The sequence below is a fragment of the Pseudonocardia hispaniensis genome (assembly GCF_042658695.1).
Classification (GTDB): domain Bacteria; phylum Actinomycetota; class Actinomycetes; order Mycobacteriales; family Pseudonocardiaceae; genus Pseudonocardia; species Pseudonocardia hispaniensis.
The window spans coordinates 553246-576793 of sequence record NZ_JBHSQW010000044.1; the positions used below are offsets into that span (position 1 = coordinate 553246).

27 protein-coding genes and 1 tRNA gene are annotated in these 23548 nt (G+C 72.8%); 19 read left to right on the forward strand and 9 right to left on the reverse strand.

The features are described 5' to 3' along the window. Nucleotides 1-3: 3 nt before the first annotated feature. Nucleotides 4-1449 (reverse strand): MFS transporter, encoded by a 1446-nt coding sequence (locus ACFQE5_RS22945; protein ID WP_379587988.1) that lies wholly within the window; start codon nucleotides 1447-1449, stop codon nucleotides 4-6. An 84-nt stretch (nucleotides 1450-1533) separates the two neighbouring features. Here ACFQE5_RS22945 and ACFQE5_RS22950 point away from each other — a divergent pair, with 84 nt between their 5' ends. Then, a complete protein-coding gene (locus ACFQE5_RS22950) occupies nucleotides 1534-2262 on the forward strand; it encodes a TetR/AcrR family transcriptional regulator (RefSeq protein WP_379587989.1) in 729 nt (242 codons plus the stop codon). On the opposite strand, the gene ACFQE5_RS22955 is transcribed toward ACFQE5_RS22950, so the two are convergent. Genes ACFQE5_RS22955 through ACFQE5_RS22965 form a run of 3 tightly spaced genes read right to left on the reverse strand, consistent with a single transcriptional unit; the run spans nucleotide 2252 to nucleotide 5442 of the window. Next, a complete protein-coding gene (locus ACFQE5_RS22955) occupies nucleotides 2252-2785 on the reverse strand; it encodes a GNAT family N-acetyltransferase (RefSeq protein WP_379587990.1) in 534 nt (177 codons plus the stop codon). The genes ACFQE5_RS22950 and ACFQE5_RS22955 overlap by 11 nt on opposite strands. Next, nucleotides 2782-4422, reverse strand: a complete 1641-nt coding sequence (locus ACFQE5_RS22960) for an alkaline phosphatase D family protein (RefSeq protein WP_379587992.1) — start codon at nucleotides 4420-4422, stop codon at nucleotides 2782-2784. The genes ACFQE5_RS22955 and ACFQE5_RS22960 overlap by 4 nt, the downstream gene beginning before the upstream one ends. 9 nt (nucleotides 4423-4431) lie before the next feature. Continuing rightward, entirely contained in the window at nucleotides 4432-5442 is a 1011-nt protein-coding gene (locus ACFQE5_RS22965) for an ROK family protein (protein ID WP_379587993.1), read from the reverse strand. 101 nt (nucleotides 5443-5543) lie between these two features. Here ACFQE5_RS22965 and ACFQE5_RS22970 point away from each other — a divergent pair, with 101 nt between their 5' ends. Beyond that, nucleotides 5544-6461 (forward strand): DoxX family protein, encoded by a 918-nt coding sequence (locus ACFQE5_RS22970; RefSeq protein ID WP_379587994.1) that lies wholly within the window; start codon nucleotides 5544-5546, stop codon nucleotides 6459-6461. 19 nt (nucleotides 6462-6480) lie between these two features. On the opposite strand, the gene ACFQE5_RS22975 is transcribed toward ACFQE5_RS22970, so the two are convergent. The 3 genes from ACFQE5_RS22975 to ACFQE5_RS22985 all read right to left on the reverse strand — a co-directional run bounded on the left by ACFQE5_RS22975 (nucleotide 6481) and on the right by ACFQE5_RS22985 (nucleotide 9034). Continuing rightward, nucleotides 6481-7257 carry an ABC transporter permease gene (locus ACFQE5_RS22975; protein WP_379587995.1) on the reverse strand — a complete coding sequence of 259 codons (777 nt, stop codon included), beginning with the start codon at nucleotides 7255-7257 and terminating at the stop codon, nucleotides 6481-6483. Then, complete coding sequence (locus ACFQE5_RS22980) at nucleotides 7254-8195, reverse strand: ATP-binding cassette domain-containing protein (protein ID WP_379587996.1); 942 nt, start codon at nucleotides 8193-8195, stop codon at nucleotides 7254-7256. The genes ACFQE5_RS22975 and ACFQE5_RS22980 overlap by 4 nt, the downstream gene beginning before the upstream one ends. 209 nt (nucleotides 8196-8404) lie before the next feature. Further along, nucleotides 8405-9034, reverse strand: coding sequence for a PadR family transcriptional regulator (locus ACFQE5_RS22985; protein ID WP_379587997.1), 630 nt, complete (start codon nucleotides 9032-9034; stop codon nucleotides 8405-8407). A 149-nt stretch (nucleotides 9035-9183) separates the two neighbouring features. Here ACFQE5_RS22985 and ACFQE5_RS22990 point away from each other — a divergent pair, with 149 nt between their 5' ends. The 4 genes from ACFQE5_RS22990 to ACFQE5_RS23005 are packed head-to-tail and all read left to right on the forward strand — an operon-like array spanning nucleotide 9184 to nucleotide 12053. Continuing rightward, a complete protein-coding gene (locus ACFQE5_RS22990; RefSeq protein ID WP_379587998.1) occupies nucleotides 9184-9609 on the forward strand; it encodes a PE domain-containing protein in 426 nt (141 codons plus the stop codon). Then, on the forward strand, nucleotides 9606-10199 hold the full coding sequence (locus ACFQE5_RS22995) for a DUF3558 domain-containing protein (protein ID WP_379588000.1): 594 nt from the start codon (nucleotides 9606-9608) through the stop codon (nucleotides 10197-10199). The genes ACFQE5_RS22990 and ACFQE5_RS22995 overlap by 4 nt, the downstream gene beginning before the upstream one ends. A gap of 21 nt (nucleotides 10200-10220) precedes the next feature. Next, entirely contained in the window at nucleotides 10221-11486 is a 1266-nt protein-coding gene (locus ACFQE5_RS23000; protein WP_379588001.1) for a PPE domain-containing protein, read from the forward strand. A 9-nt stretch (nucleotides 11487-11495) separates the two neighbouring features. Next, complete coding sequence (locus tag ACFQE5_RS23005) at nucleotides 11496-12053, forward strand: PadR family transcriptional regulator (RefSeq protein ID WP_379588003.1); 558 nt, start codon at nucleotides 11496-11498, stop codon at nucleotides 12051-12053. A 6-nt stretch (nucleotides 12054-12059) separates the two neighbouring features. On the opposite strand, the gene ACFQE5_RS23010 is transcribed toward ACFQE5_RS23005, so the two are convergent. Next, the gene (locus ACFQE5_RS23010; RefSeq protein ID WP_379588004.1) at nucleotides 12060-12383 is read right to left on the reverse strand and encodes a hypothetical protein; all 324 of its coding nucleotides are present in this window, start codon (nucleotides 12381-12383) and stop codon (nucleotides 12060-12062) included. Between the two features lie 198 nt (nucleotides 12384-12581). Between ACFQE5_RS23010 and ACFQE5_RS23015 the strand changes: the two genes are divergently transcribed. From ACFQE5_RS23015 to ACFQE5_RS23055, 9 genes are all read left to right on the forward strand, one after another. Further along, complete coding sequence (locus ACFQE5_RS23015; protein ID WP_379588006.1) at nucleotides 12582-13571, forward strand: FecCD family ABC transporter permease; 990 nt, start codon at nucleotides 12582-12584, stop codon at nucleotides 13569-13571. Next, a complete protein-coding gene (locus ACFQE5_RS23020; protein WP_379588007.1) occupies nucleotides 13562-14416 on the forward strand; it encodes an ABC transporter ATP-binding protein in 855 nt (284 codons plus the stop codon). The genes ACFQE5_RS23015 and ACFQE5_RS23020 overlap by 10 nt, the downstream gene beginning before the upstream one ends. Nucleotides 14417-14454: 38 nt before the next feature. Beyond that, complete coding sequence (locus ACFQE5_RS23025; protein WP_379588008.1) at nucleotides 14455-15489, forward strand: ABC transporter substrate-binding protein; 1035 nt, start codon at nucleotides 14455-14457, stop codon at nucleotides 15487-15489. Next, entirely contained in the window at nucleotides 15486-16577 is a 1092-nt protein-coding gene (locus ACFQE5_RS23030) for an LLM class flavin-dependent oxidoreductase (protein ID WP_379588009.1), read from the forward strand. The genes ACFQE5_RS23025 and ACFQE5_RS23030 overlap by 4 nt, the downstream gene beginning before the upstream one ends. A 6-nt stretch (nucleotides 16578-16583) precedes the next feature. Then, nucleotides 16584-16856, forward strand: a complete 273-nt coding sequence (locus ACFQE5_RS23035; RefSeq protein WP_379588010.1) for a DUF1876 domain-containing protein — start codon at nucleotides 16584-16586, stop codon at nucleotides 16854-16856. Between the two features lie 52 nt (nucleotides 16857-16908). Then, complete coding sequence (locus ACFQE5_RS23040; RefSeq protein ID WP_379588012.1) at nucleotides 16909-18099, forward strand: Tm-1-like ATP-binding domain-containing protein; 1191 nt, start codon at nucleotides 16909-16911, stop codon at nucleotides 18097-18099. Beyond that, nucleotides 18096-18929, forward strand: a complete 834-nt coding sequence (locus ACFQE5_RS23045; protein WP_379588014.1) for a phosphoenolpyruvate hydrolase family protein — start codon at nucleotides 18096-18098, stop codon at nucleotides 18927-18929. Before ACFQE5_RS23040 ends, ACFQE5_RS23045 begins: the two co-directional genes overlap by 4 nt. Before the next feature lie 15 nt (nucleotides 18930-18944). Continuing rightward, the gene (locus ACFQE5_RS23050) at nucleotides 18945-19379 is read left to right on the forward strand and encodes an SRPBCC family protein (protein ID WP_379588015.1); all 435 of its coding nucleotides are present in this window, start codon (nucleotides 18945-18947) and stop codon (nucleotides 19377-19379) included. A 207-nt stretch (nucleotides 19380-19586) separates the two neighbouring features. Beyond that, nucleotides 19587-19661 (forward strand) — tRNA-Ile (locus ACFQE5_RS23055). Nucleotides 19662-19734: 73 nt separating this feature from the next. Here the strand turns inward: ACFQE5_RS23055 and ACFQE5_RS23060 are convergent. After that, on the reverse strand, nucleotides 19735-20001 hold the full coding sequence (locus ACFQE5_RS23060) for a hypothetical protein (protein WP_379588016.1): 267 nt from the start codon (nucleotides 19999-20001) through the stop codon (nucleotides 19735-19737). Between the two features lie 117 nt (nucleotides 20002-20118). On the opposite strand from ACFQE5_RS23060, the gene ACFQE5_RS23065 reads away from it, so the two are divergent. From ACFQE5_RS23065 to ACFQE5_RS23080, 4 genes are read left to right on the forward strand one after another with little or no spacing between them, the layout of a single operon-like run. Beyond that, nucleotides 20119-20871, forward strand: coding sequence for a DUF2637 domain-containing protein (locus ACFQE5_RS23065; protein WP_379588017.1), 753 nt, complete (start codon nucleotides 20119-20121; stop codon nucleotides 20869-20871). Next, nucleotides 20868-21179: a hypothetical protein gene (locus ACFQE5_RS23070; protein ID WP_379588018.1), complete on the forward strand. Its 312-nt coding sequence runs from the start codon at nucleotides 20868-20870 to the stop codon at nucleotides 21177-21179. Before ACFQE5_RS23065 ends, ACFQE5_RS23070 begins: the two co-directional genes overlap by 4 nt. Beyond that, nucleotides 21176-21346, forward strand: a complete 171-nt coding sequence (locus ACFQE5_RS23075; RefSeq protein ID WP_379588019.1) for a hypothetical protein — start codon at nucleotides 21176-21178, stop codon at nucleotides 21344-21346. Before ACFQE5_RS23070 ends, ACFQE5_RS23075 begins: the two co-directional genes overlap by 4 nt. After that, entirely contained in the window at nucleotides 21343-23520 is a 2178-nt protein-coding gene (locus ACFQE5_RS23080; protein WP_379588021.1) for an FtsK/SpoIIIE domain-containing protein, read from the forward strand. Before ACFQE5_RS23075 ends, ACFQE5_RS23080 begins: the two co-directional genes overlap by 4 nt. The last annotated feature ends 28 nt before the right edge of the window (nucleotides 23521-23548 follow it).

Below are 23548 nucleotides of genomic sequence, written 5' to 3' on the forward strand. Positions count from 1 at the left end.
CCCTCAGGCCTCGGGCCGGGCGCGGCGCGGCAGCAGGACGGCGAGCGCACCGGCGGCGAGCACGGCCCCCATCGCGCTCCACAGCACCGCCTGCATCCCGGCGGTGGCGGTCCCGGACGCGGCCACCTGGAAGAACACCGTGCCGAGAACCGCGACCCCGGCCGAGGCGCCCAGCTGCTGGTTGGCGTTGAGCACCCCGGAGGCGGAACCGACCATCGGCAGGGTCACGCCGGCGAGCACGATGTCGAAGAACGGCGCCATGACCAGCCCCATGCCCAGGCCGCACCCGGCCAGCGCCGGTGCCAGCTGCCAGCCGGTGACCGGCTCGGCGGCCAGCTCGAGGGTGACGATCAGCCCGAGCATGCCCGCCGCCATGACCACCGAACCGGCCTGGATCACCGCGCGCCCGTAGCGGTTGGCCAGCACGGCACCGGACAGGGCCGCACCGGCGGCCACGCCGAACGCCCACGGGGCGAGGGTCAGCCCCGCCCGCAGCGGCGAGTAGCCCAGCCCGATCTGCAGGTAGAGCCCGATGGTCAGAGCCAGCCCGGTCATTCCGGCGAAGAAGACCAGACCGACCACCAGGCCGCCGCGAAACGCCCGGTTGCGCAGCAGTGCGGGGTCCACCAGCGGCGAGCGGCCGGTCCGGGAATGCCACGCCTGATGCCTGCCGAACAACACCAGCACCGGAACCGCGGCCGCGAGCAGCGCGAACGTCCACCATGGCCAGCCCAGCTCGCGGCCCTGCACCAGCGGGAAGACGGCCGCCAGCAGGCCGACGCCGACCAGCAGCATGCCCACCGGGTCGAGCCGCAGCGCGGCGTCGGATCGCGACTCGGGCACCACGCGCCAGGCCAGCGCCAGGCAGGCGAGCCCGATCGGCACATTGATCAGAAACACGGTTCGCCAGCCCGCGCCGCCGACGTCCCAGCCGATGAGCATCCCGGCCAGGATGGGGCCGCCGACCGCGGCGAGCCCCATCGCGGGACCGAACGCGCCGAAGGCCGCACCGAGCTCGCGGGGCGGGAAGGTGGCCTTGATGATCCCGAATCCCTGCGGGATGAGCACGGCACCGGCGAGCCCTTGAAGGATCCGGCAGGTCACGAGCATCGCGGGGGAGACGGCCAGCCCGCACAGCGCCGACATCGCGACGAATCCGACGAGGCCGAGGAGGAAGACGCGGCGCCGGCCGTAGCGGTCACCGAGCCGACCGCCGGTGATCAGTCCGACGGCGTAGGCGAGCGTGTAGCCCGCGGCGATCCACTGGATCATGGTCGATCCGCCGCCGAGCTCGGTCTCGATCGACGGCGCGGCGATACCGACGACCGTGGCATCGAGCAGATCCATGATCTCGGCCGTGAGGACGGCGACGAGCGCGGGCCAGCGCCAGCGATAGGGCGGTGCGTCGCGGGCCGGGTCGACGGGCGAGGTGGTGTGCAGGTCGGGCACGGCAACCCCCAGGTTGCGAACGGCGTTCGTGAACGAACAGCGTTCTAGTAGCGAACGACGTTCGTGTCAAGTAGGATTCCCGGCATGGCCGCGGCGTCCGATGCTGTTCCCGAACCCCCATGGCGGACCCCGCGGAAGGTCGCGCCCGCGCGCCGACAGCTGAGCCGCGAGGTGATCGTCGAGGCGGCGCTGCAGGTCCTGCGCGCCGAGGGCATCGACGCGGTGAGCATGCGCCGGGTGGCCGCCGAGCTCGGTACCGGTGCGGCGTCGCTGTACGCCCACGTCGCCAACAAGGACGAGCTGCTCGATCTCGTCTTCGACGAGGTCGTGGGCGAGGTACCCATCCCCGAACCCGACCCGCGACGCTGGCGGGAGCAGGTCACCCAGCTGTGGAAGGACTCGCACGCCGCGCTGGCCCGGCACGGCGACATCGCCACGGTGGCGCTCGGCACGGTGCCGCTGGGGCCGAACGCGCTGCGCGTCTCCGAGGCCACCATGGCCCTGCTGCGGCTGGGCGGGGTGCCCGACCAGGCCGTCGCCTGGGCGGTCGATGTCGTCGGCCTCTTCGTCGCCGCGAACGCGGTCGAGGGAGCGGTGCGCGTCGACCGGCAGCGCGCGGGCCGCGATCCGCAGAGGTACGTCGAGCAGGTCGGCCGGTACCTGAGCGAGCTACCGGCCGACCGGTTCCCGACGATGGTCGCGCTCGCGCCGCTGATGGTGGGCGGCGGCGGCGAGGAGCGGTTCGCCTTCGGGCTGAACCTGCTGGTCGAGGGGCTCGCCGCGCAGGCCGATCGGGCCGCTGCTAGCCGATGAACTCCTCGCGCAGCAGATCCATCAGCAGGGCGTCGTGCCAGGTGCCGTCGGCGGACCGCTCGTAGCGCCGCATCACCCCGACCGGCTGGAACCCCACCCGCCGGCAGCTGCGGATGGCGCGTTCGTTGTGCGCCGCGGGGTCGATGACGATGCGGTGATGGTCGCGGCGGTCGAACAGGTACCGGACCAGGGCGCGCATCGCGTCGGTGCCCAGCCCCTGGCCGTGCGCGTCCGGGTGCAGCGCGATGTCGATCCCCGCGTACCGGTGGTCGGGGTCGTTCTGCTCGCGGAAGATCACCAGCCCGATGACCTCGCCGGCCAGCTCGACGGCGTAGCCGTGCGGGCCGAGCAGCTCGCGGCGGACCCGTTCCAGGTCGTAGCCGCCCCACCAGCGGGAGACCTCGGGGTGCTGCAGGATCTCCATGAACGATCCGACGTGCTGCGCGCCGGTCGGCCGCAGCACGACGGTCTGGCCGGCGAGCGCGTCGCTGCCGACGGTCACCGCCGGTTCGGCGCCGGTCATCGGGCGCTCAGCTCGTGGCGGGCGACCGTCCGCAGCGACGCCGCGCTGTCCGGCTGCTCGAACAGGACCTCGGCCCGGCGGCCGTCCACGAGCAGGGTCGCGATCGTGTTGCCGAACACGAGTCCACCCCGCCGCTCCCAGCGCACCGCCGGCTCGCCGGGGCCGACACGGCGGTCCCAGCGGCGGGTGAGCCGTGCGGTGGCTCCCGCCCAACCGAGCCGGAAGCCGAGCTCGAGCACCCGCGGGACACGGTTGTGTACGGGCGAGCAGGTGAGCTGATGGACGGCGGTGTTCCCGGTGCGTCCGGAGCGCAGGTGTGCGCGGGCGACATAGCTATGGTGCACGTCACCGGACAGTACGCTGACCGTCGCCGGCCCCGACGCCCCCTCCCGGCAGGCCGCGACGTCCTCGACGAGCTGGGCGAGCCGGTCGAAGGACGCCCGGAAGGCGGGCCAATGCTCCAGGTCGGCGCGCTGGCGGAGCTGCTCGGCGAGCCGTCCCCGCCATCCCGGCCGTGCGGCCGCGGACTCGTTGCGGCTCTCCAGTGCCGCGATCGCGGGTGGGAGCAGCCAGGGCACCGAGGTGCCCAGGAGCAGGTGGTCGACCTCGTCGGGCGCCGGAACCTGGTCCTGCACCCAGCTGAACTCGCGCTCGCCGAGCATGCGGCGCTGCCCGTCCTCGAGGATCCGGCCGTTCCGGGAATCGATCATGATGAGCCGGCTGCGGCCGAGGTCCCAGCGGAAGCTGAACCGAACCCCCTTGGCCCCGTCGACCTCGGCGTCGGCCCGATCGGCGAGGTCGGCCAGCAGCGGCCAGACGTCGCCGCCTCGCCCGGAGATCTTCCGGTAGTCCGGGTCGGCGGCCAGCTCGTCGGGCGAGAGGTTGCCCAGGTGCTGGTACACCCAGTAGGAGGCCAGTGCCGACCGGATCCGCTCGCGCCACCAGGGCACCCGCGCCATCGTCTGCCGCCAGCGCGCGGAGGTGTTCCAGTCGTCGCGCACGTCATGATCGTCGAAGATCATCGCGGTCGGCACCGTCGACATGATCCAGCGAATCTCCGGGTCGGCCCAGGAGTCGCAGTACAGGCCGACGTACTCGGTGAAGTCGACGATCTCGTCGTCGGGCCACTCGGGGTGCGCATGGCGGCGCCCCGCGATGCGCCTGCGGGTCTGGGGGGTGAGCTCGTCGGCGTAGACCTGGTCCCCGAGCAGCAGCAGCGCGTCGGGCCACTGCTCCGGCGGGCGCCGCGCCAGCCGGACGGCGTAGGCATCGAGCGCGTCGATGCCGAGCCGGGCGGCGTCCTTGCGGTCGGGCACCTTCACGTACCGACACGACCCGAACAGGATCCGGTGCCGGCCCGCCGACGCCGGTCCCCGGGTCGGGATCACGCTGGGGGGGAACGCCGACACCGGTGGCGGCCATACCGGCACGCCATCCAGGTGCACCTCATACGGAGTGCGGGTGTCGGGTTGCAGGCCGGTGACGACGACCAGCGCGTAGTGGTGGCCGGCCACCTCGAAGGTGTCGGCAGCGCAGCCCAGTACCTCCACCCGGGCCGCCGCGTCGGTCTGCACCCACACGATCGCGGTGGTCTCGTCGACATGTCGCAACACGGGGCCCAGCAGCAGGGACGCCATCGTGCCACCTTAGGGGGCGCCGGCCTGCGGTTCGGCCCTGTTCGACCCGGCGTGCTCCAGCCCCAGCAGCGCGGCTCCGACCATCCCGGCCTCGGAGCCGAACGCGGCCGGCTCGACCGGCACGACACCACGGACCTCGGGCGCGTAGGCGAACTCGCGGGCGGCGGCGCGGGCCGGGGCCAGCAGCAGGTCGCCGGTCTCGATCAGACCGCCGCCGACGACGACGGCGTCCAGCTCGAAGACACTGGCCAGCGAGGCGATGCCCACCCCCAGCCAGCGGCCCAGCCGGGCGAACAAGGCGCGCGCCGCCGGGTCACCCCGGTTCGCCGCCCTGGTCACGGTCTCGCCGGTCACGGCTCCGCGGGGTTCGTCGCGGGCCAGGGTGGCGATGAGTCCGGTCGGGTCGTCGGCGGCCGCGTCCCGGCCCATCCGGGTCAGCGCGGTTCCCGAGGCGACGGCCTCCAGGCAGCCGTGATTGCCGCAGCCGCAGCGTGGTCCGCCCGGATCGACGATCATGTGTCCGAGCTCGGCGCCCCGGCCGGTGGGCCCGCGGTAGATCCGGCCGTCGAGCACGATGCCGCCGCCCACCCCGGTCCCGACGGTCAGCAGCACCATGTCCCGGTAGCGCCGGGCACTCAGCCGCGCCTCGGCGAGCGCGGCGACGTTGGCGTCGTTGTCGACCATGGTGGGAAGGCCGGTGGCATCCTCGAGCTCGGTGCGTACCGGCCAGTTGCGGTAGGCGCTGTTGGGTGCCCAGCGGATCAGGCCGCGCCGCCATTCGACGAGGCCCGCCGCCCCGACTCCGACGGCCACCACCTCCGGGTGGTCGGCGCGCAACCGCTCCGTGATGCCCAGCAGGACCTTGCTCATCGTCCTTGCGTCGGAGTTCTGCGGCGTCGGTTCGGTGAGCTCCGCGAGGACCGTCCCATCCTCCCGCACGACGGCGCCGGCGATCTTGGTTCCCCCGATGTCGAGACCGATGGCCCGGCGCCCGCTGCTGCGGTGCCCTACGCTTGTCATCCGGGCAGCATCCCGCACCCGGCGAACCGGGCGCGGGTTTGCCACCAGTCCGACTCGGGAACGGGGCCCTCATGTCACTCCTGCGTCGCGTTGCGCGGCCCATGCTCGCATCCATCTTCATCTCCGCGGGGATCAACGCCCTGCGCGCGCCCGAGGGGCACGTCACGGCGGCCAAACCCGTCCTCGATGCGGCCTCTCCCGCCATCGACAAGATCGTGGAGATCGCCCCCATCGAGCAGCGGCCCGCTGACGAGACCCTCATCAAGACCGAGGCCGCGATCAAGATCGCCGCGGGTTCGCTGCTCGCCCTCGGCGTGGTGCCCCGGCTCTCCTCGGCCGTGCTGGCCGGCACGCTGATCCCGACGACCCTGGCCGGCCACCGGTTCTGGGAGATCGAGGACCCGGCCGAGCGGCAGGCCCAGCGGACCCAGTTCATCAAGAACGTCAGCCTGTTCGGCGGGCTGCTCATCGCCGCCGCCGACACCGCGGGCAGGCCCTCGTTGGCCTGGCGCGGCAGGCGGGCGGCCCGGCTCGCCGCCGCCACCGCCGCCACGCAGGCGGGAACGGTGACCGGCCTCGCCCACGAGCTCTCCGGGCGGGCTCACGAGGCCACCGAGCGGGCCGGCGAGGTCTCCCGCGAGGCGTCCCGGGAGATGCGGCGGCGCCGGCAGCACCTGCAGCGGCTGGTCGAGAAGCGCGGGGCCGAGTGGCGTAAGGCCCTCGAGGAGCGGGCCACCCACTGGCACACCGAGGCCGGTCACCGGGCCGGGGCGTTCCGTAAGGAGGCCGACAAGCGGCAGGCCGCGCTCGCCGCCTGGGAGACGCAGGTGCGCAAGGCGCTGGCCGAGGCCCGTCGCAGGACCCCCGGCTACGCCGAGCAGTTGACCGCCCTTGCGGCCGAGGCCGCCACGCAGGCCGCGAAGCTGCGCAGCGACCTGGCCGTTCGGGCCCACGATCTGGGCGTCGTGGCGGAGGGCGCGGCCCATGACGTTCGCAAGCGGATCGCCGCGGTGCACTGATCACCGCGCCCGGGATGTCTCAGACCGAACGCTGGTAGCTGCGGAACGCGCCGGTGGCCAGCGCGGTGAGCAGCAGTGCCACGGCCGCCAGGCCCGCGAGCCGGACGCCGACCGCGGACCAGTCGGGGGACGCGGACAGTGCCTCCCGGCCCGCGACGACGGCCCAGTCGACCGGGTTCCAGGTCGCGACGGCCTGGATCCAGCCCGGGGCGACACTCGTTGCGATCATCGCGGAGGACAGGAACGACAGCGGCAGCGTGAGCGTCGTCGAGAACCCGATCAGCGACTCGCGGGTGCGTACCAGCAGGGCCATCCCGTTGGACAGCGATCCGAACGCGGCGGCCAGCAGCACCGCGGCGAGCAGCAGGACCAGCACCCCGAGCCCCCCGCCGGGGAAACGGGCACCCGCGACCAGCGCGATCGCGAGGATGACCACCGACTGGATGACCGTGGTGAAGCCGTTGTAGACCACCGACGAGGCCATCAGGGCGCCGCGGCTCACCGGCGAGGACAGCATCCGGTCCATCACGCCGCGGTCGATGTCCTCGATGAAGGCCATGCCGCTCCAGCCGCTGGAGAACAGCACCGTCATGATCACCACGCCGGGCGCGAGGAAGTCCAGATAGGACTCGGCCTCGAACCCGGGCAGCTGCACGATGTTGCGGAACAACTGCCCGAACAGCAGCAACCAGATCAGCGGCTGCACGAGGGTGAGGACGACGAAGACCGGCTGGCGGGCGAACGCGCGCAGGCTGCGGCCGGTGAGATGGGCGGTGTGCGGGACGAGGGTACTCATGCCGCGACCAGCGTCCGGCCGGTGTGGCGCAGGTAGACGTCGTCGAGCGACGGCCGGGCCACGGTGATCGCCGCGACCGCCACGCCCGCCTGCTCCAATGCCGCGAGCACGGCCGGGACCGCCTGGGCGCCGTCGTCGACGCGGGCCCGGATGGTCCGCGCCTCGCCGGTGATCTCGCGGGCACCGGCCCGGGCGAGCACGGCCTCGGCGTGCGCCGGTTCGGCCTCCGGCGCGAGCTCGACGACGACCGCGTCGCCGCGCAGGCCGCTCTTGAGGGTGTCGGGGGTGCCGGTGGCCACGACGCGCCCGTGGTCGACGATCGCGACCTGGTCGGCGAGCTGGTCGGCCTCCTCGAGGTAGTGCGTGGTGAGCAGGACCGTCGTGCCGCCCCGGGCGAGGTCGGCGATCGCTGCCCACATGTCGGCGCGGGCCGCGGGGTCGAGCCCGGTGGTCGGTTCGTCGAGGAACAGCACCGGCGGGTGGTGGACCAGCCCCATCGCGACGTCGAGCTTGCGGGCCATGCCGCCGGAGTAGGTCCGGACGATGCGGTTGCCCGCCTCGGCGAGGCCGAAGCGTTCGAGGAGCTCATCGGCCCGGTGCCGGGCGGTGCCGCGGGCGAGGCCGTGGAGGCGACCGGTGAGGACGAGGTTCTCCCGGCCGGTGGCTTGCGGGTCGGTGCCGGGCCGCTGGGTGACGACCCCGATGTGGCGTCGCACCTCGGCGGCGCCGGAGACCACATCGAGACCCGCGACGCGGGCCTGCCCCCGGTCGGGGAGGGTGAGCGTGGTGAGGATCTTGACGGTGGTGGACTTGCCCGCGCCGTTGGGGCCGAGCAGGCCGAACACGGTGCCGGGCTCGGCGCTGATGGACAGGCCGTCGAGGGCGGTGACCTCGCCGTAGCGCTTGGTCAGGCCCTCGGCGCTGATCGCCGGTTCCATATCGGACCTTTCTGCCGGAGGCCGGTCCGTGTCGCGGTTATCGTGCAGGTGCGCCTGGGTTCGTCCGCCTGCGGAGCCGACCTGGGAGGTGGCCCCGGCCGGATGTTGCCGCATCCGGCCGGGGTTTCATGAGCGGTGAATATCCGACGCCGAGTATCTGGCGTCGAACCCATGGCGTCAAGAGTGGCGTCACAATGACGTCGTCGGGGTCAGCGGTTGTGGATCTCGGCGTCGGTCGGGAACTCGCCCGACTCGTGCATGCGTCGCCACATCTCGTAACCCTCGATCCGGCCGTCGGCGACGTCGTCGATCAGCAGCTCGACGAACGCCAGCTCGGCGCGGGCCTGGGTGAGCCGGTACTCGAACTCGATCGAGAACAGCCGGGGGAGCCCCTGGGCGGCCGAGCGCGCCAGGGCCGACTCGCCGGCGGCGACCGCCATCGCCAGTCGGTGGGCGCGCAGCTGCAGCAGGCCGAGCACCTCGTCCGGCGGGAGCCCGCCGAGCAGCGACAGGGCCGCCTCGAACCGGGTGTACTCCTTGGCCGGGACCGCGATCAGCTCGCTGAGCCAGTCGGCGAACTCGGTGCGACCCGGCTCGGTGATCCCGTAGATCGTCCGTTCGGGGCGCCGGCCCTCCTTGACGGTCTCGACGGCCTCGATCAGCCCGTGCTTGTGCAGGGACTCGACCACGGAGTAGAGGGATCCGTAGTTGAGCTTGATGCTCTCCTCCTTGGCCCGGCCCCGCAGGGTCGAGGCCATCTCGTACGGATGCATCGGGCGTTCGCTCAGCAGCCCCAGCACCGCCAGGGCGAGGGGGTTGGACACCGTGCGCTTGGCCACGCTCACCCTCCTCGTGGTATTCGACGTCGAGTGTTCGGGTGCGGGCGATGGGGGTCAAGCGGCGCCGCCGTTCGGGTGGGCGGTGCTGGTCCAGTCGGGCTTTCTCGATCGGGCCGAAACGGCCCACGGCGCGGGACGCTCCTGAGACGATGTCGGCCATGACGGGGCCGCGGGGTGTCGCGATCGATCACGTTTTCGGAGTGGGTCCGGTGCGGGGGCGGGCGGCGCAGCGCCGGGTCCTGGTGGCCCTCGCCACGCCGGATGCGGGTCCGGTGGCGACCGGGACGTTGGTGGTGGATCCGGAACGCGCGCAGCGGTGCATCGAGGAACTGGGGCAGATCGTCGAGGATCTTCGGATGGCAGCTTTGCCTGCCCTGCGCCACGCCCACTTCGAAGCTCCGAGCAACGATGAAGTGAGCGTCAACATGACGCGGAATGCGGCCGAGATGACACGGCGCGCAAGCGCCTATGTCGAGACGTGGGCGAATCAGATCGACGCCACCCGGCAGGCGTTGCGCCAGCAGCTGGAGGCCTATGTCCAGGCGGAGCAGGCGAACCGCGCGGACCGGGCATGAGCCGGGTGGTCCGTCTGCTGGCACTGGGGGCGCTGCTGGCGGTGGCAGCGTGTGGGCAGCCGGTGACCACTCCTGCGGTGGCGGGGCCGCCGGGGGCCGTGCCCGCCACGGCGGCGCCGTCCGCGCCGCCGACCTCGGAGAGGCACGCGCCCCGGGTGCCGCATCCCAAGGACGCCCGCGGCATCGCCGCCTGCGAGCTGTTGACGCCGAGGCAGCTGGTTGAGCTTGGTCTGCGGCCGGAGTCGGCGCGCCCGGCCCACAGCCGGCTCACCCGGGACTGCAGCTGGTCGGCCGGGGAGGGCGACGTCGCAGCCCTGCTGATCGCCACCGACGAGGCCACGGACGGGCTCGAGAGCATTTATCTGCAGCGCACGGGGTTTGCGGTGTTCGAGCCGGGCGAGGTCGCCGGCCATCCGTCTGTTCGCGCCAACCTCAACCCCGGTCCGTTCTGTGAACTGTGGGTCGGGGTCGCCGATGACCGATTGCTGTGGGTTGACGGGAAGGTCGGTGTTGGCTCATTACCCGATCCCTGCGAGCGGTCGCGGCGGATGGCCGCGGCGGTGCTGTCGAACCTGCCGCCGCTGACGTGACGACCCGGGAGGAGACATTCGGTGACCGACTATCCACCGACCCAACTGCCGTTCCACACCTGGTCGCTTCGGGAGATTCGTGATCCCGTCCTCACCGGGCCCGGCAGCGGGGTGCTGGAGGCCGCGGCCGCCGTCTACACCGCGCTGGCGGAGACCCTGGAGAAGGCGACCGATGACCTGAGCGCGGTCCTTCGCGCCGCACAGGCCGGGCACGAGGGGGCGGCGGCGGACGCGAGCGCTCGGCACATCATCCAGCTGGCCGCCGCCGGGCAGACCGGGGCTGCGCAGGCCCGGCTGGCGGCGATGGCATTGGAGGATCAGGCCGCCTTCCATACCCGGGTGCGCATCGACATGGCGGCCCTCACCGATGTCGCGGGTCCGCAGGACCGGGCGTCGGTGCACGGACCGCGGGCGGAGGAGGCCCGGGTGGTGGCGGTCGATGCGGCGGAGCGCTACCAGAGCAACACCAACCACAACCTCACCACGACGTTCCAGGCCTTCGAGCCGCCGGTCACCCCCGTCCCGGATGTGCGCACCGGCCCCGCGCCGTCGGGTCCGCTCTGGTCGGCCGGCGGCGGCGGCCCGGTGGGCCCGCCGAGCGCGGTCCCGCCGGTCGCGCCCGCGGCCGGTGGGACCCCGCTCGACGCCGGTAGTCCCGGTGCCGCGAGCGCCACCGGCGGGGCTGGCACCGGAGGCGGCGGCGTCGCAAGCGGTGCCGGTACGGGGGCCATCGCGCCGCCGATCACACCGGCCCCCTCGGTCGCCCCCTCCGGCGCGTCGGCTCGGGGTGGACCACGGGAACCGGAATCTCGCCTCCCACCGGGCCGGGCGGCAGCCGGGACGGTCGCCCCCCATATCGTGCCTCCCGGGCCGGTGCCGGGGCCGGGCGTGACCGGACCGGCGCTCGGGGCACGATGGCCGGTCGACGGGTCGCGGCCCGGCGGCCGTACCGGAGATCCTCGGCCGGCCGCATCGGCCGGTGAGGGCTCGTCCGGGGGCTCGGGAGCCCTGCGGGGCGGCGGGCCGACGGCTCCGAGACCGCTCGGCGGTCCCGGTCCGGCCGGCGAGCCCGCGCCGGCCCGTGGCACCGGGCCCGCACCCCGGACGACCGCGGGCCACCCCGGGGTTCCGATGATTCCGCCCGGTGCGGTGGGCCGCGGCGACGGCGCCGAGCACTCCCGGCCGTCGTGGCTGGTCGAGGACGATCCGGAGCGGATCTGGCTGGCGGACCTTCCGCCGCACACGATCGGGGTGATCGGCGGAGAGCCCGCGGATGCCGACGACTAGCGTGGGCGCATGTCCGGTAGCGGCGGATCCTCCCTCACCCTCACCGAGGGCGCGGTGCTGGGCCTGCTCGTCCGCCGGCCGAGGCATGGTTTCGCCCTCGCCCGCGAGTTCACTCCCGGCAGTCGCATCGGCCGGGTCCTCACGGTCCGGCGTCCGCTGGTCTACCGCGCCCTCAACGCTCTCGAGGGGCGCGGTCTCGTCGTCTCCGGCGAACCCGAGTCGACCCCGCTCGGCCCGTCGCGGTCGCCGAAACAGGTGACGGCGGCGGGTCGCGAGGCGTTCGACGGCTGGCTCGCCACACCCGTTCGCCACGTCCGTGACGTTCGGCTGGAACTGCTGCTCAAGCTGGCCCTACTGGACGATCTGGGGCGGAGCATGCGTCCCCTGCTCGAGGCGCAGCGACGCGCGCTGGCGCCGGTCCACGAGGCGCTGACCGACTCCGGTCCGGCCGGGTCGGGGTTCGACGCGCTGCTGGGGATCTGGCGGACCGAGACCACCAGCGCCGTCATGCGCTTTCTCGACGAGGCCATCCGGCGGCACTGCGACCGGCCGTCGGAGCTCGGATAGGAACGCTCAGCCCGCCGCGTCCGGTCCGTTGACCTCCCACCCCTGCTGGTCGATCGTGGCCCGGACCCGGTCGATGCGCACGCAGTGACCGCCGCGCAAGTCGATCAGCTCGCCTGCCGGGACCTCCACGAGCCGGGAGTCGGCGCGGCGCCGCCCGCGCACGACCGGCGTCTCGCCCGCAACCACGCTCTCGACCTGTGCCCACCCGGTGAAGTCGCTGGTGCACAGCTCCATGCCCGGGGTGATCGCGGCCAGGAACTCTGCCGTCGTGGGGAAGGTCTGCGCGCTCGGCGCGGGGCTCGGCTCGACGGGGGTGGTGTTGGTGCACATCGGGGGCCTCCTGCGGCGGTGCGTGGCGGCGACCATCCGGATGTGGTCCCGCCCGGTGTCACCTACTAGTCTCATGCAGACTACTGGTAGCTACAGTGAGACGTCCAAGCGATTCGACGGAGAGTCATGCAGGTTTCACCCCCGACGGCTGCCCGTCGCGCAGATTCGGGTGCGCTGGCTCCCCGGACATCCACGCGGATGCGGCTGTTGTTCCTGTTCGCCGGGCTCGTGGCGATCATCCTGGTGTCGTTCCCCCTCGGCCCGTTCGGCGTCGACACCTGGACCGTCCTGCAGATCCTGTTCGCGAAGGCGACGGGGACCGAACACGCGGCGAGCACCGTCGAGGAAACGGTGGTGATGCAGGTTCGGCTGCCCCGGATCATCGGGGCCGTACTGGTCGGCGCCGGGCTGGCGGCGGCGGGCGCCGGTTACCAGAGCATGTTCCGCAACCCGCTGGTCTCGCCCGCGATCCTCGGCGTCTCGGCGGGCGCGGGCTTCGGCGCGGCACTCGGGCTGCTGGCCGAGCTGCCGTGGACGGCCATCCAGCTGATGGCGTTCGGATTCGGGCTCGTCGCGGCGGCGCTGGCGCTCACCATCGCCCGGCTGCTCGGCCGCGGCTCGACGGTGGTGCTGGTGCTGGCGGGCATCGTGGTCTCCACGCTGTTCCAGGCGTTCATCTCGATCACCCAGTTCCTGGCCAACCCGGAGGACACCCTCCCGTCGATCACCTTCTGGCTGATGGGCGGACTGGGCCGGATCCGCGTCGAGGACCTGCTCGGCGCCGCGGTGGTGATCGCGGTCTGCCTGGCCGCGCTGCACGCCGTCCGCTGGCCGGTCACCGTGCTGGCCGCGGGCAGCGACGAGGCGAGCACGCTGGGGATCAACCGGCGCCTCACCTGGGCGGTGGTGATCGGGGCCTCGACCCTGCTGACCGCGACCGCGGTCGGTCTCGCCGGCATCGTCGGCTGGGTCGGCCTCGTCGTCCCGCATCTTGCGCGGATGCTCGTCGGGCCCTCGTTCGACCGCCTGCTGCCAGCCGCCGTGCTGATGGGCGCCGGGTTCCTCGTGCTCGTCGACGACGTCGCGCGCAGCGCCCCGATGGAGCTCCCGTTGGGGGTGCTCACCGCGGTGATCGGCGCCCCGTTCTTCGTCCTGCTGCTCGCCCGAGCCCGGAGCCAATGGCTGTGACACCCGCATCGTCCACCCCGGCGCTGGAGGCCGAGGCGCTCGAGTTCGCCCACTCCGGCGGCAACCACCGGCTCGTCGGCATCGACGTGCGCATCGAGGACGGCGAGGTGGCCTGCCTGCTCGGCCCCAACGGTGCGGGGAAGACCACCCTGCTGCGCTGCCTGCTGGGGTTGCTGACCCCGGCGCGCGGCACGGTTCGGCTGACCGGCCGCGACCTGGGTTCGCTGTCCGCCCGGGAACGAGCCCGGCGCGTCGCGTACGTGCCGCAGTCGACCTCGACGACGTTCCCGTTCACGGCGCTGGACATCGCCGTCATGGGCCGCACCCCGCACCTGCCGCGGGGCCGCACCCCGAGTCACGGCGACCGTGCCATGGCCCTGGAGGTCCTGACCGATCTGGGCGTGGGGCACCTCGCGGACCGCTCGATCGCGCACCTGTCCGGCGGCGAACGGTCCCTGGTCCTGATCGCGCGCGCACTCGTCCAGCGGGCCCGGGTGCTCGTCCTGGACGAGCCTACGGCGGCCCTGGACCTGGGCAACGCGCGCCGCGTGCTCGACGCCGTGGCGCAGCTCGCGGCGTCCGGGCACACGGTCGTGATGACCACCCACCAGCCGGACCACGCGCTGCACTACGCCGACCGGGCCGTCCTGCTGTCCGCCGGGCGGATCGCCGCCGACGGCGCCCCCGCGGCGGTGCTCACCGCCGAACGGCTCACCGAGGTCTACGGCACACCGGTTCACGTCGGCGCGGTCGCCCTGCCCGGGCACCCCGAGCCCACGCCGGTCTGCGTGCCCGCGCCGCACGCCCCGGCCGTCGCCTCCGAGGCCCTCGGCCCGGTCTCCTGACCGGCCGACTCCCCACCCCGACACAGAAGGTCCCGTCCATGAGAACGTCTCGCCTGGTCGCCGCGCTGGTGGCGATACTCGCCCTGGTCCTGACCGGCTGCGGAGCCGGTGCCGCGACCGCCACCCCCAGCGACACCCGGACGATCACCGATATGAACGGCCGCACCGTCGAGGTCCCGGCCACGGTGAGCCGGGTGGCCACGCTCGGAGCGGTTCCGGTGATCAACAGCTTCCTCTTCGCGCTCGGCAAGGGCGAGGTCATCGTCAACGGCCTGCCCGACTTCGCCCGCAACCCGCGGTGGAAGTACCAGTACGTGTTCGCCCCGCAGATCGAGCAGCAGCCCGTCACCCAGTCGGCCGACCGTCAGCCGTCCACGGAGAAGCTCCTCGAGCTCAAACCCGATGTCGTGCTGACGATGAACAAGGAAGATGCCGAGCCCCTGGAGAAGGTGGGGCTGAAGGTCGTCACCCTGAAGTGGCGCGACCCCGAGGACGTCACCAAGGTCGTCGACCTGCTCGGCCAGGTGCTCGACCAACCCGAGCGGGCCCGCGCCTACACCGCGTACTTCAACCAGTCCCGGGAGCGGATCGCCGAGGCGCTCGCCGCGGTCCCGGAGGCCGACCGGACGACCGCGCTGTACCTGTCGCACAAGGGGATGACCCGGCCGCATCTGATCGCCGAATGGTGGATCACCCAGGCCGGTGGTCGCAGCGTCACGGCGGGCTCCGACCAGGAGCCGCTGAAGCTCAACATCGAGCAGATCCTCGGCTGGGACCCGCAGGTCATCTTCGTCAGCAGCCCGGCCGAGATCACCGCGGTCACCGAGGACCCGAGGCTCGCCGGGGTCGCGGCCGTGCGGAACAAGCGGGTGTACGCGACGCCGATCGCCGCGCACCTGTGGGGCAACCGCACCAGCGAGCAGCCGCTGACCGTGTTGTGGGCGGCCAAGCAGCTGCACCCCGAGCAGCTCGGGGGGCTCGACCTGGAGAACGAGGTGGCGCGGTTCTACGCGGACATCTACCGGGTCGAGCTCGACAAGGCGCAGGTCGACGAGATCCTCGCCGGGCTGTGACGGCCGATCTGCGGCTCGGCCTGGCGGGCTGCCAGGCCGGGCTGGAGCCGCTCCCGCTGCCGGAGGCGATGGCGTTCCTGGAATTCGCCGAGACGAGGGGACTCGACGGGGTCTGGGTCAACGAGGAGCATCTGGCTTCGGGGCGGCTGCGCCGGGTGTGCTGGTCGACGCTGCCGTTCCTGGCGTTCGTGGCCGGGCGGGTGCCCCGCATCCGGCTGGGCACGGCGGCGCTGCTGCTGCCGCTGCACCATCCACTGCGGATCGCCGAGGAGATCGCCAGCCTCTGCGAGTTCGCACCCGGCCGGGTCGCGGTGGGTGTGGCGCCGCACCGGCCCGGCCCGTACACCGATGCCTTCGGGGCGCCGGAGGAGCGGATCCGGGAGGACTTCGCCACCCATCTGGATCTGGTGCGGCGGCTGCTGGGCGGGGAGGTCGTCGACATCGACGCCGCCCACCACCGCGGACGGGCGGCCAGCAGCCTCGTGGTGCCGGCCGTTGCCCCCCGGTTCTACCGCGCGGCGTTCTCGCCCGCGTCGATCCGGGCCGCCGCCGAGACCGGGATGCCGCTGGTTCAGCACTACATTCAGGCGCCGCCCGCGGTGCTGCGGGGGCGCGAGATCGTGCGCGGGCAGGCGGGCGAGCGGGCGCAGGGACTGTTGCGCGACTCTCCGGTCCATCGGTTCGTCCTGCTCGCCGAGGACGAGGCCGAGGCGCGGCGGCGGGCGCGGGAGCCTGCGCAGGTTCTGACCGGTCTGCTGCGCTCGTTCGGGATGGCCGACCGTCCCGACGTCACCGATGATCGCGCCTTGCGGCCCGAGACGTTCGTCCGGGAGACCGCGCTCGTGGGCACCCCGGAGTCGGTCGCGGCCCGGGTGCGTGAGCTGGCCGCGGAATGCGGCACGGAGACGATCAACCTCAACCTGGGGTGGATGGGCACCATGCCGGCCGAGAGCGTGCGCGCGACGGGCCGGCTGCTCGTCGACGAGCTGCTCCCCGCGGTCTCCCCTCCGGATCGCCGGCGAGATGTGCCGGGAAGGGATGTCGCCGGAGGCCTTTCGGCGCATCCTTGTCCCAGCACGGGGAGGTGAGTCGCCATGCCCACCGTCGGATGGCACATCGAGGTCGAGTTCCAGGAGGACGAGCGCGACGTCCACACCGCGGCCGCGCTGCTGCTGAGGCTGCCGGACGGCACCGAGCTGCGCGCACGCGGGAAGGCCAAGCGGAATCCCGCGGACCCGGCGCAGCCCCGCATCGGCGAGGAGATCGCCGCGGCCAGAGCGTTGTCGGAGCTGGTGCACCTGCTGCTCGACAAGGCCGCGGGCGAGATCGAGGAGGTGACCCACCGGCCCGCGCATCTGCGGGCCTGACCGACGGCGTGGGCTGCTCGTGCCGGGACCGAACGTACGCTAGAAAGCCCTCATGGGCCTTGCGTATGTCATCGGCACCTACGACACCAAAGGCGCCGAGCTGGGCTACGTCGCGGACCTGGTGCGCGCGGCCGGGGCCGATGTGGTGACGGTCGACGTGTCCACCAGCAGGACGGACTCCGATGTGGACGTCAATGCGGAGACCGTTGCGGCGCACCATCCGGACGGTGAGCGGGCGGTGTTCACCGGCGACCGCGGCAGCGCCGTCGCCGCCATGGCGGTGGCGTTGGAGCGGTTCCTGCGCTCCCGGGACGACGTCGGCGGTGTGCTCGGTCTCGGTGGCTCCGGCGGCACGGCGCTGATCACCCCGGCGATGCGGGCGCTGCCGGTCGGCATCGGGAAGATCATGGTGTCGACCGTCGCGTCGGGCGATGTCGCGCCGTACGTCGGGGCGGCCGACATCGCGATGCTGTACTCGGTCACCGACGTCGCCGGACTGAACCGGATCTCCCGCAGGGTGCTGGGCAACGCGGCGCACGCGCTGGCCGGGATGGTCACCCACGAGATACCGGTCGGGACGGACCTGCCGGCGGTGGGATTGACGATGTTCGGGGTCACCACGTCCTGCGTGACGGCCGTGACCACGGCCCTCGAAGGCCTCGTCGACCCGCTCGTGTTCCACGCCACCGGCACCGGCGGCCGGGCCATGGAGAAGCTGGTGGACGACGGACTGGTCAGCTCGGTCCTCGACATCACCACGACCGAGGTGTGCGACCTGGTCGCGGGCGGGGTGATGGCCGCGGGCCAGGATCGGCTGGACGCCATCGCCCGCCGGACGGTGCCGTACGTGGGGTCCTGCGGGGCGCTGGACATGGTCAACTTCGGCGCTCGCGCCACCGTGCCCGCCCGGTACGCCGACCGCCTGTTCTACGAGCACAACCCGCAGGTGACGCTGATGCGGACCAGCCGGGACGAGTGCGTCGAGATCGGGCGGTTCCTCGCCCGCAAGCTCAATGCGTGCGACGGACCGGTGCGGTTCCTGCTGCCCGTCGGCGGGGTCTCCGCGCTGGACGCGCCCGGGCAGCCGTTCTGGGATCCGGAGGCCGACGAGGCGCTGTTCGCGACGCTGGAGAACGAGATCCGGCAGACCGAGCATCGCCGGGTCATCCGGCTGCCGCAGCACGTCAACGATCCGGAGTTCGCGGCCGCGCTGGTACAGGCGTGGCAGGAGGTGAGCAGGTGAGGTTCGTTCGCGCGGAGCTGGTCGAACGGTTCCAGGACATGGCCCGCCGCGGTGAGCCGATCATCGGTGGTGGCGCCGGCACCGGGTTGTCCGCCAAATGCGAGGAGGCCGGCGGGATCGACCTCATCGTCATCTACAACTCCGGCCGGTACCGGATGGCCGGCCGCGGCTCGCTGGCCGGGCTGTTGGCCTACGGCAACGCCAACGAGATCGTCGTCGAGATGGCCGCCGAGGTGCTGCCGGTGGTGCGGCACACACCGGTGCTCGCCGGGGTGAACGGCACCGACCCGTTCATGATCACCGATCGGTTCCTGCGCGAGCTCGCCGATCTCGGCTTCGCCGGGATCCAGAACTTCCCCACGGTGGGGCTGATCGACGGCGTGTTCCGGGCCAATCTCGAGGAGACCGGGATGGGCTATCGCCTCGAGGTGGACCTCGTCGCCGCCGCTCGCGCCGCGGACCTGCTCACCACGCCGTACGTGTTCTCCGCCGACGACGCTCGGGCGATGACCCGGGCCGGTGCCGACATCGTCGTCTGCCACATGGGCCTCACCACCGGGGGGTCGATCGGCGCCGAGACCGCGAAGTCGCTCGACGACTGCGTCGCGTTGATCGACGAATGGTCGTCCGCCGCGCTCGAGGTGCGTGAGGATGTGCTCGTGCTCTGTCACGGCGGTCCGATCGCGATGCCCGACGACGCGGCCTATGTGCTCGCACGTGCCAAGCACTGTCACGGTTTCTACGGCGCCTCCAGCATGGAGCGGCTGCCCACCGAGACCGCGCTGACCGAACAGACCCGCGCGTTCAAGACCCGCCTGTCCCGTATGTGATCAAGGAGGATTCCCATGCCCCGTCCCTACGCCAGTGCCGTCATCCCCGCCTCGGCCGACCAGGTCTGGGAGCTGGTCCGTGACTTCGACGGGTTGCCCGGCTGGCATCCCGCGATCGCGAGCAGCGAGCTGACCTCCGGTGCCGCCGCCGAGGTCGGCGCGATCCGGAAGCTGACCCTCGGCGACGGGGCGGTGGTCGTGGAACGGCTCGTCATCCTCGACGACGCCGACCGCCGCTACACCTACGAGTTCGTGGAGAACCCGTTCGACGTGCGGCGCTACGTGTCCACGATCCGGGTCGCCCCGGTCACCGACACCGGCCAGGCGTTCGTCGAGTGGTGGTCGGAGTACGACGCCGACGGCGCCGCCGAAGCGCAGCTGACCGAGCTGTTCGCCGGCAACGTCTACGCCGCCGGCCTCACCGCCCTCCAGAAGCGCTTCACCACCTGACCCTCCCCCCGCGAGTCGCGGTATTTCCGAGCGCGAGTCGCGGTATTTCCGCGACCGAGTCGGGGTGGGCCTGCGTGCCAGGTGCGCGGACGCTTCGACAGGTTCGGCCTGGCGCGGTTGCGGGAGCGAACTGACCGACGGGGTCGAGCCAGATCGGACGGGTCAGCCTGTTCCGCCGACCTACCGGGTCGCTAGGCTCGCCCCACCGGGGCGGTAGCTCAGCTGGTCAGAGCAGCGGACTCATAATCCGTCAGGTCGTGGGTTCGAGCCCCACCCGCCCCACGTCAGAGGCGGTTTCCCGGTCGCCGAATCAAGATCAAGGGGCGGAAATGGGGCGGAAGCCCCCCGGCGTCGGTCACGGTTCGCCTTCACCAGCGCGTAGGTAGGGCTGCGCCCAGCCGTGCGCGGTCGACTGGTCGACACCGATCGCTTTGCCGATCTGGGGCCACGTCCACCCGCGGCGGCGTAGCTCGGCGGCAGCGGTTCCTTCGGCCTTCTTCTTCGCCTCGCGCGCCTCGATGACGGCGCGCACGAGTTCGTCGTCGGTGAGCGCGGACGGCTCGTCGAGGTTCGCCATCAGGCGGACCAGCGCATTCATCACCTCGGGGTTCGTGTCCGCCACGAGAGCGGAGCCTAGGTCAGGCTGACCTTGACTTTTTCCAAGGACGTGTCCAGCCTAGAGCTCGTCCTTGATTTTTTCCAAGCCTTGCAGGGGGTCCCTCATGGGATTCACGTTCAAGTGGTCGCCGGACGTCCGCTACGGTGGCTGCCCCCGCGGCTGCTGCTCGAAGGCCAGCCGGTGATCCGCCGGATTCCTCTCTACGGGCTCATGGTGATCGTCGCCGTGTGTGCGGCGGTGCTGTCCTTCTCGGCGCTCCGCGACCTCGCCCTTCTGTGTGGGTTCACCGCTGAGCTGGCCCCGATGCTGCCCATCGTGGTCGATGCGGGGGCAGCGGCAGGCTCGATCATCTGGCTCGGACGGGCCTCGCCCGGGGGCGCCCGTTCGTACGGGCGGGCGCTCGCGCTCATCCTGCTCTCCGGCTCGGTGGGTGGGAACGCGCTCGGGCACGGCCTCGCCGCGTACTCCGCCCGCCCGCACTGGCTCGTCGTGGTCGCAGTCTCAGCGATCGCGCCTGCCACCCTCGCCGCGCTCGTCCATCTGGCGGTCCTCGTCGGGAGAGCCAGCCCGGCCATCACGGAGGAATCGGTGATGCCGGACCGGACCGACATCCCGATCTGGCATCCGGTCCACGCACCCGTGCCAGCCATGCCGGCCGAGACCGAGGCTGAGCGCGATGTTGCCTCCGCGGCTGCGCGGACGCTGTCGGTGGTGCCGTCCGCGGGCGACGAGCAGGGGGACGACCTGGACGGGCGAGCGGCCGCGTTGGTGGCCGCGGGCGCCGGGCGGCGAAGGCTCGCGCGCGAGCTGGCTATCTCCGAGCACGAGGCGCGGCAGCTGCTCGCCCGTCTGCGTGGCCGGGTGGCGTCGTGACCCTCGGTGAGGTCCTCGTGTTGGTCGCTGGGTGGGCGGCGGTGGCTGTCCCGGTGGGGTTGGTGTGGGGGCGGGGTCGGTGCCGGCATCCGCAGCCCGGATCGGCGGGCGCTGCGCTGGCGGTGCCGGACCGCGACGAGCAGCGCGCGCCCGCCGGGCGGGTCGTGGTGGTGGTCCGCCATGAGCATGTGGTGACGGTGCGACACTCCCTGGCCAGCCCCGGCCCGCTCCCGGTCGGCGCGGTGCGCCCGTCGGTGGTGGTCGATGGTGAGGTCGTGCCGTCCGGCGGGCGGGGGTGGGCGCGGTGAGCGGGGGCGCCGCGCTGGCGCTGTCGATCGTGCTGGCGGTGCTGCTGGTCGCGGCGTTCTCCAAGCCGGCCCGGACTCGGGTGTCGGGGCTTGTGTATCGGGATCGGCAGGGTCGGCTGGTGCTGGTGCTCACCCCGGCCACCCGCAAGCGGCGGGGACGGCGGTGACCGTGGCGGATCAGGCACGCACCGGGCCGGGCGCGGAGCTGCGGCTGCGGGCGGAGGGCGAGCTGGAGACCGCGGTCCTCGATGCGGAGATCGTCGACGACGCCGCGCCGGCCGAGCGGTCGGCGCCGGTGCTCGCTCGGACCGCCCGCGTGGTCGCCCGTCGCCCGGTCCATCTGGTCACCACGCTCGCCGGCCAGCCGCAGGCGCGCCGGGTGGTGCGCGTGGGCTGGACGGCCGCCCAGGGGTATGTGTCATGGGCGCGGCGCGCCGGGCAGGCGGTCACGCACGGGCATGTGCGCGAGCAGATCCGCCTCGCCCGCCTGGCCGGGGACACGACTGCGCTGGCCGAGTGGTCCGAGCGGCTCCAGGCGGCGAAGGACGGCCGCGCCCGCCGGCTGCGGGAGCTGCCGAGTGCGGTGGCCGGTGTGCTCAAGGCGGCCGCCGTCGCCGCCGGGGTGCTGATCGGGTTGCTGGTGGCGGGTGGGATCGCGGTGGAAACCACCCCAGGCGGGGCGGGCTGGGCGGACTGGTGGGCCGGGGTCGGCGCCGTCCTCGCCGCGGTCGGCGCGCTGCTGTCGGCACTGGTCGGGATAGGGATGTGGGCGGGGCTGCCGCTGCTGCTGGTGGCCGGGTGGCGGGAAGGTCGGCGGGCCGCCGACCCGCCGGGGTGGCTGCTCACCCCGGACGAGCGGGCACAGGCCGGCGCCGAGGTCACCGCCGACACGATCGCCCAGGCTCTGGCCTATCTGGGGATCGCGGCTCTGTCCCGGGCGCTGAAGGACGGCGCGCGGCTGGAGTTCCTCGTCGCCCCGCGCGAGCAGGGTGGCGGCACCTACTTTCAGGTGCGCCTGCCGCTGGGCGTCGCCGCGGCGGACCTGCTTCCCACGGCGAAGGTCGAGCTGCTGGCGGCCAACCTCAACCGGCACAAACACGAGGTGTGGCCGCAGCGCCAGCCGGACGCCGACGCCCGCGTCCTGGACTGCTGGGTCGCGGACAAGGGCACCATGGATCGTCCGGCCCCGGCATGGCCGCTGCTCGACGACGGCGGGTTCGACGTGTTCCGGGACCGGCTGCCGTGGGGTGTGACCATGCGCGGAGATCCGATCCGCATCGGCATGCTGCAGAAGCACTGGCTGATCGGGGCCAACTCGAAGCAGGGCAAGACCACCGCGCTGCGGCTGCTGCTGCTCGGGCTCGCGCTGGACCCCACCGTCGAGCTGCGAATCGCCGACCTGAAGGGCGACGGCGACTTCGACATGCTGCGGCCGCGGTGCCACACCTACGTCTGCGGGCAGGCCGACCAGCACGCCGAGGCCGCGGTGGTGATGCTCGAGGAGCTGGTCGCGGAGATGCAGCGCCGGTTCGATGAGAAGACAGCGAAGGGGCTCAGTTTGACCCGGGAGCTGTCTCGCCGCCGCGGATCAGGGTTCCACCCGATCTACGCGGTGGTCGACGAGTGCCAGGTGATGTACATGGCGGGGAAGGCCTCGGATGGTAGCCAGCTGGGCGGGTCGAAGGACGACGCCCGCGCACAGAAGGCGGCCAAGCGGCTGCACGACCAGGCCCGCGCGGTGAACATCCACCTGATGCAGGCCACCCAACGGCCGGATCCGCAGACCGTGCCGGTGCGGGTGCGGGAGGGCGCACACGTGCGTGCGTCGCTGTACGTGCCCAACATCAGCGCGGCCCGGATGATCCTGGCCGACGCGGCGGACCGGGGTGCGCGCCCTTACGACCTGCGCGCCGGGCGGGACGCAGGCACGGTGGTGGTGGCCGGCGAGGTCGAGGACATCCCGCTGGGCCAGGCGTTCGCGGTCGTGCGCACCCACTACGTCACCAAGCAGCAGGCCGAGCGGGTCGCGGCCCGCGCGCTCGAGGTGTGGCGGCGCGGCGGCCGGCACCTCGCGGCCGTCGCCGAGGACACGGCCGCACCGCCGGATCATCTCGCCGATATCGCTGCGGCGCTGCGCGACGAGCCGCGGGTGCGCACCGTGGAGCTGCTCGGTCGGCTCGCCGAGGCCCGCCCGGAGGTCTACGGCTCGTGGACGACCACGGATCTCGGGGCCGCGCTGGACCGGCTCGGTATCCCCAAGGGCAAGTCCGACGGGCAGCGTGTCGTGCGCGCCCAGGCCGTCGAGGACGCGCTCAGGGCACGCGCCGACTCCGTGCCCTGACCGGAATCACCGCAGGTCACCCCAGGGA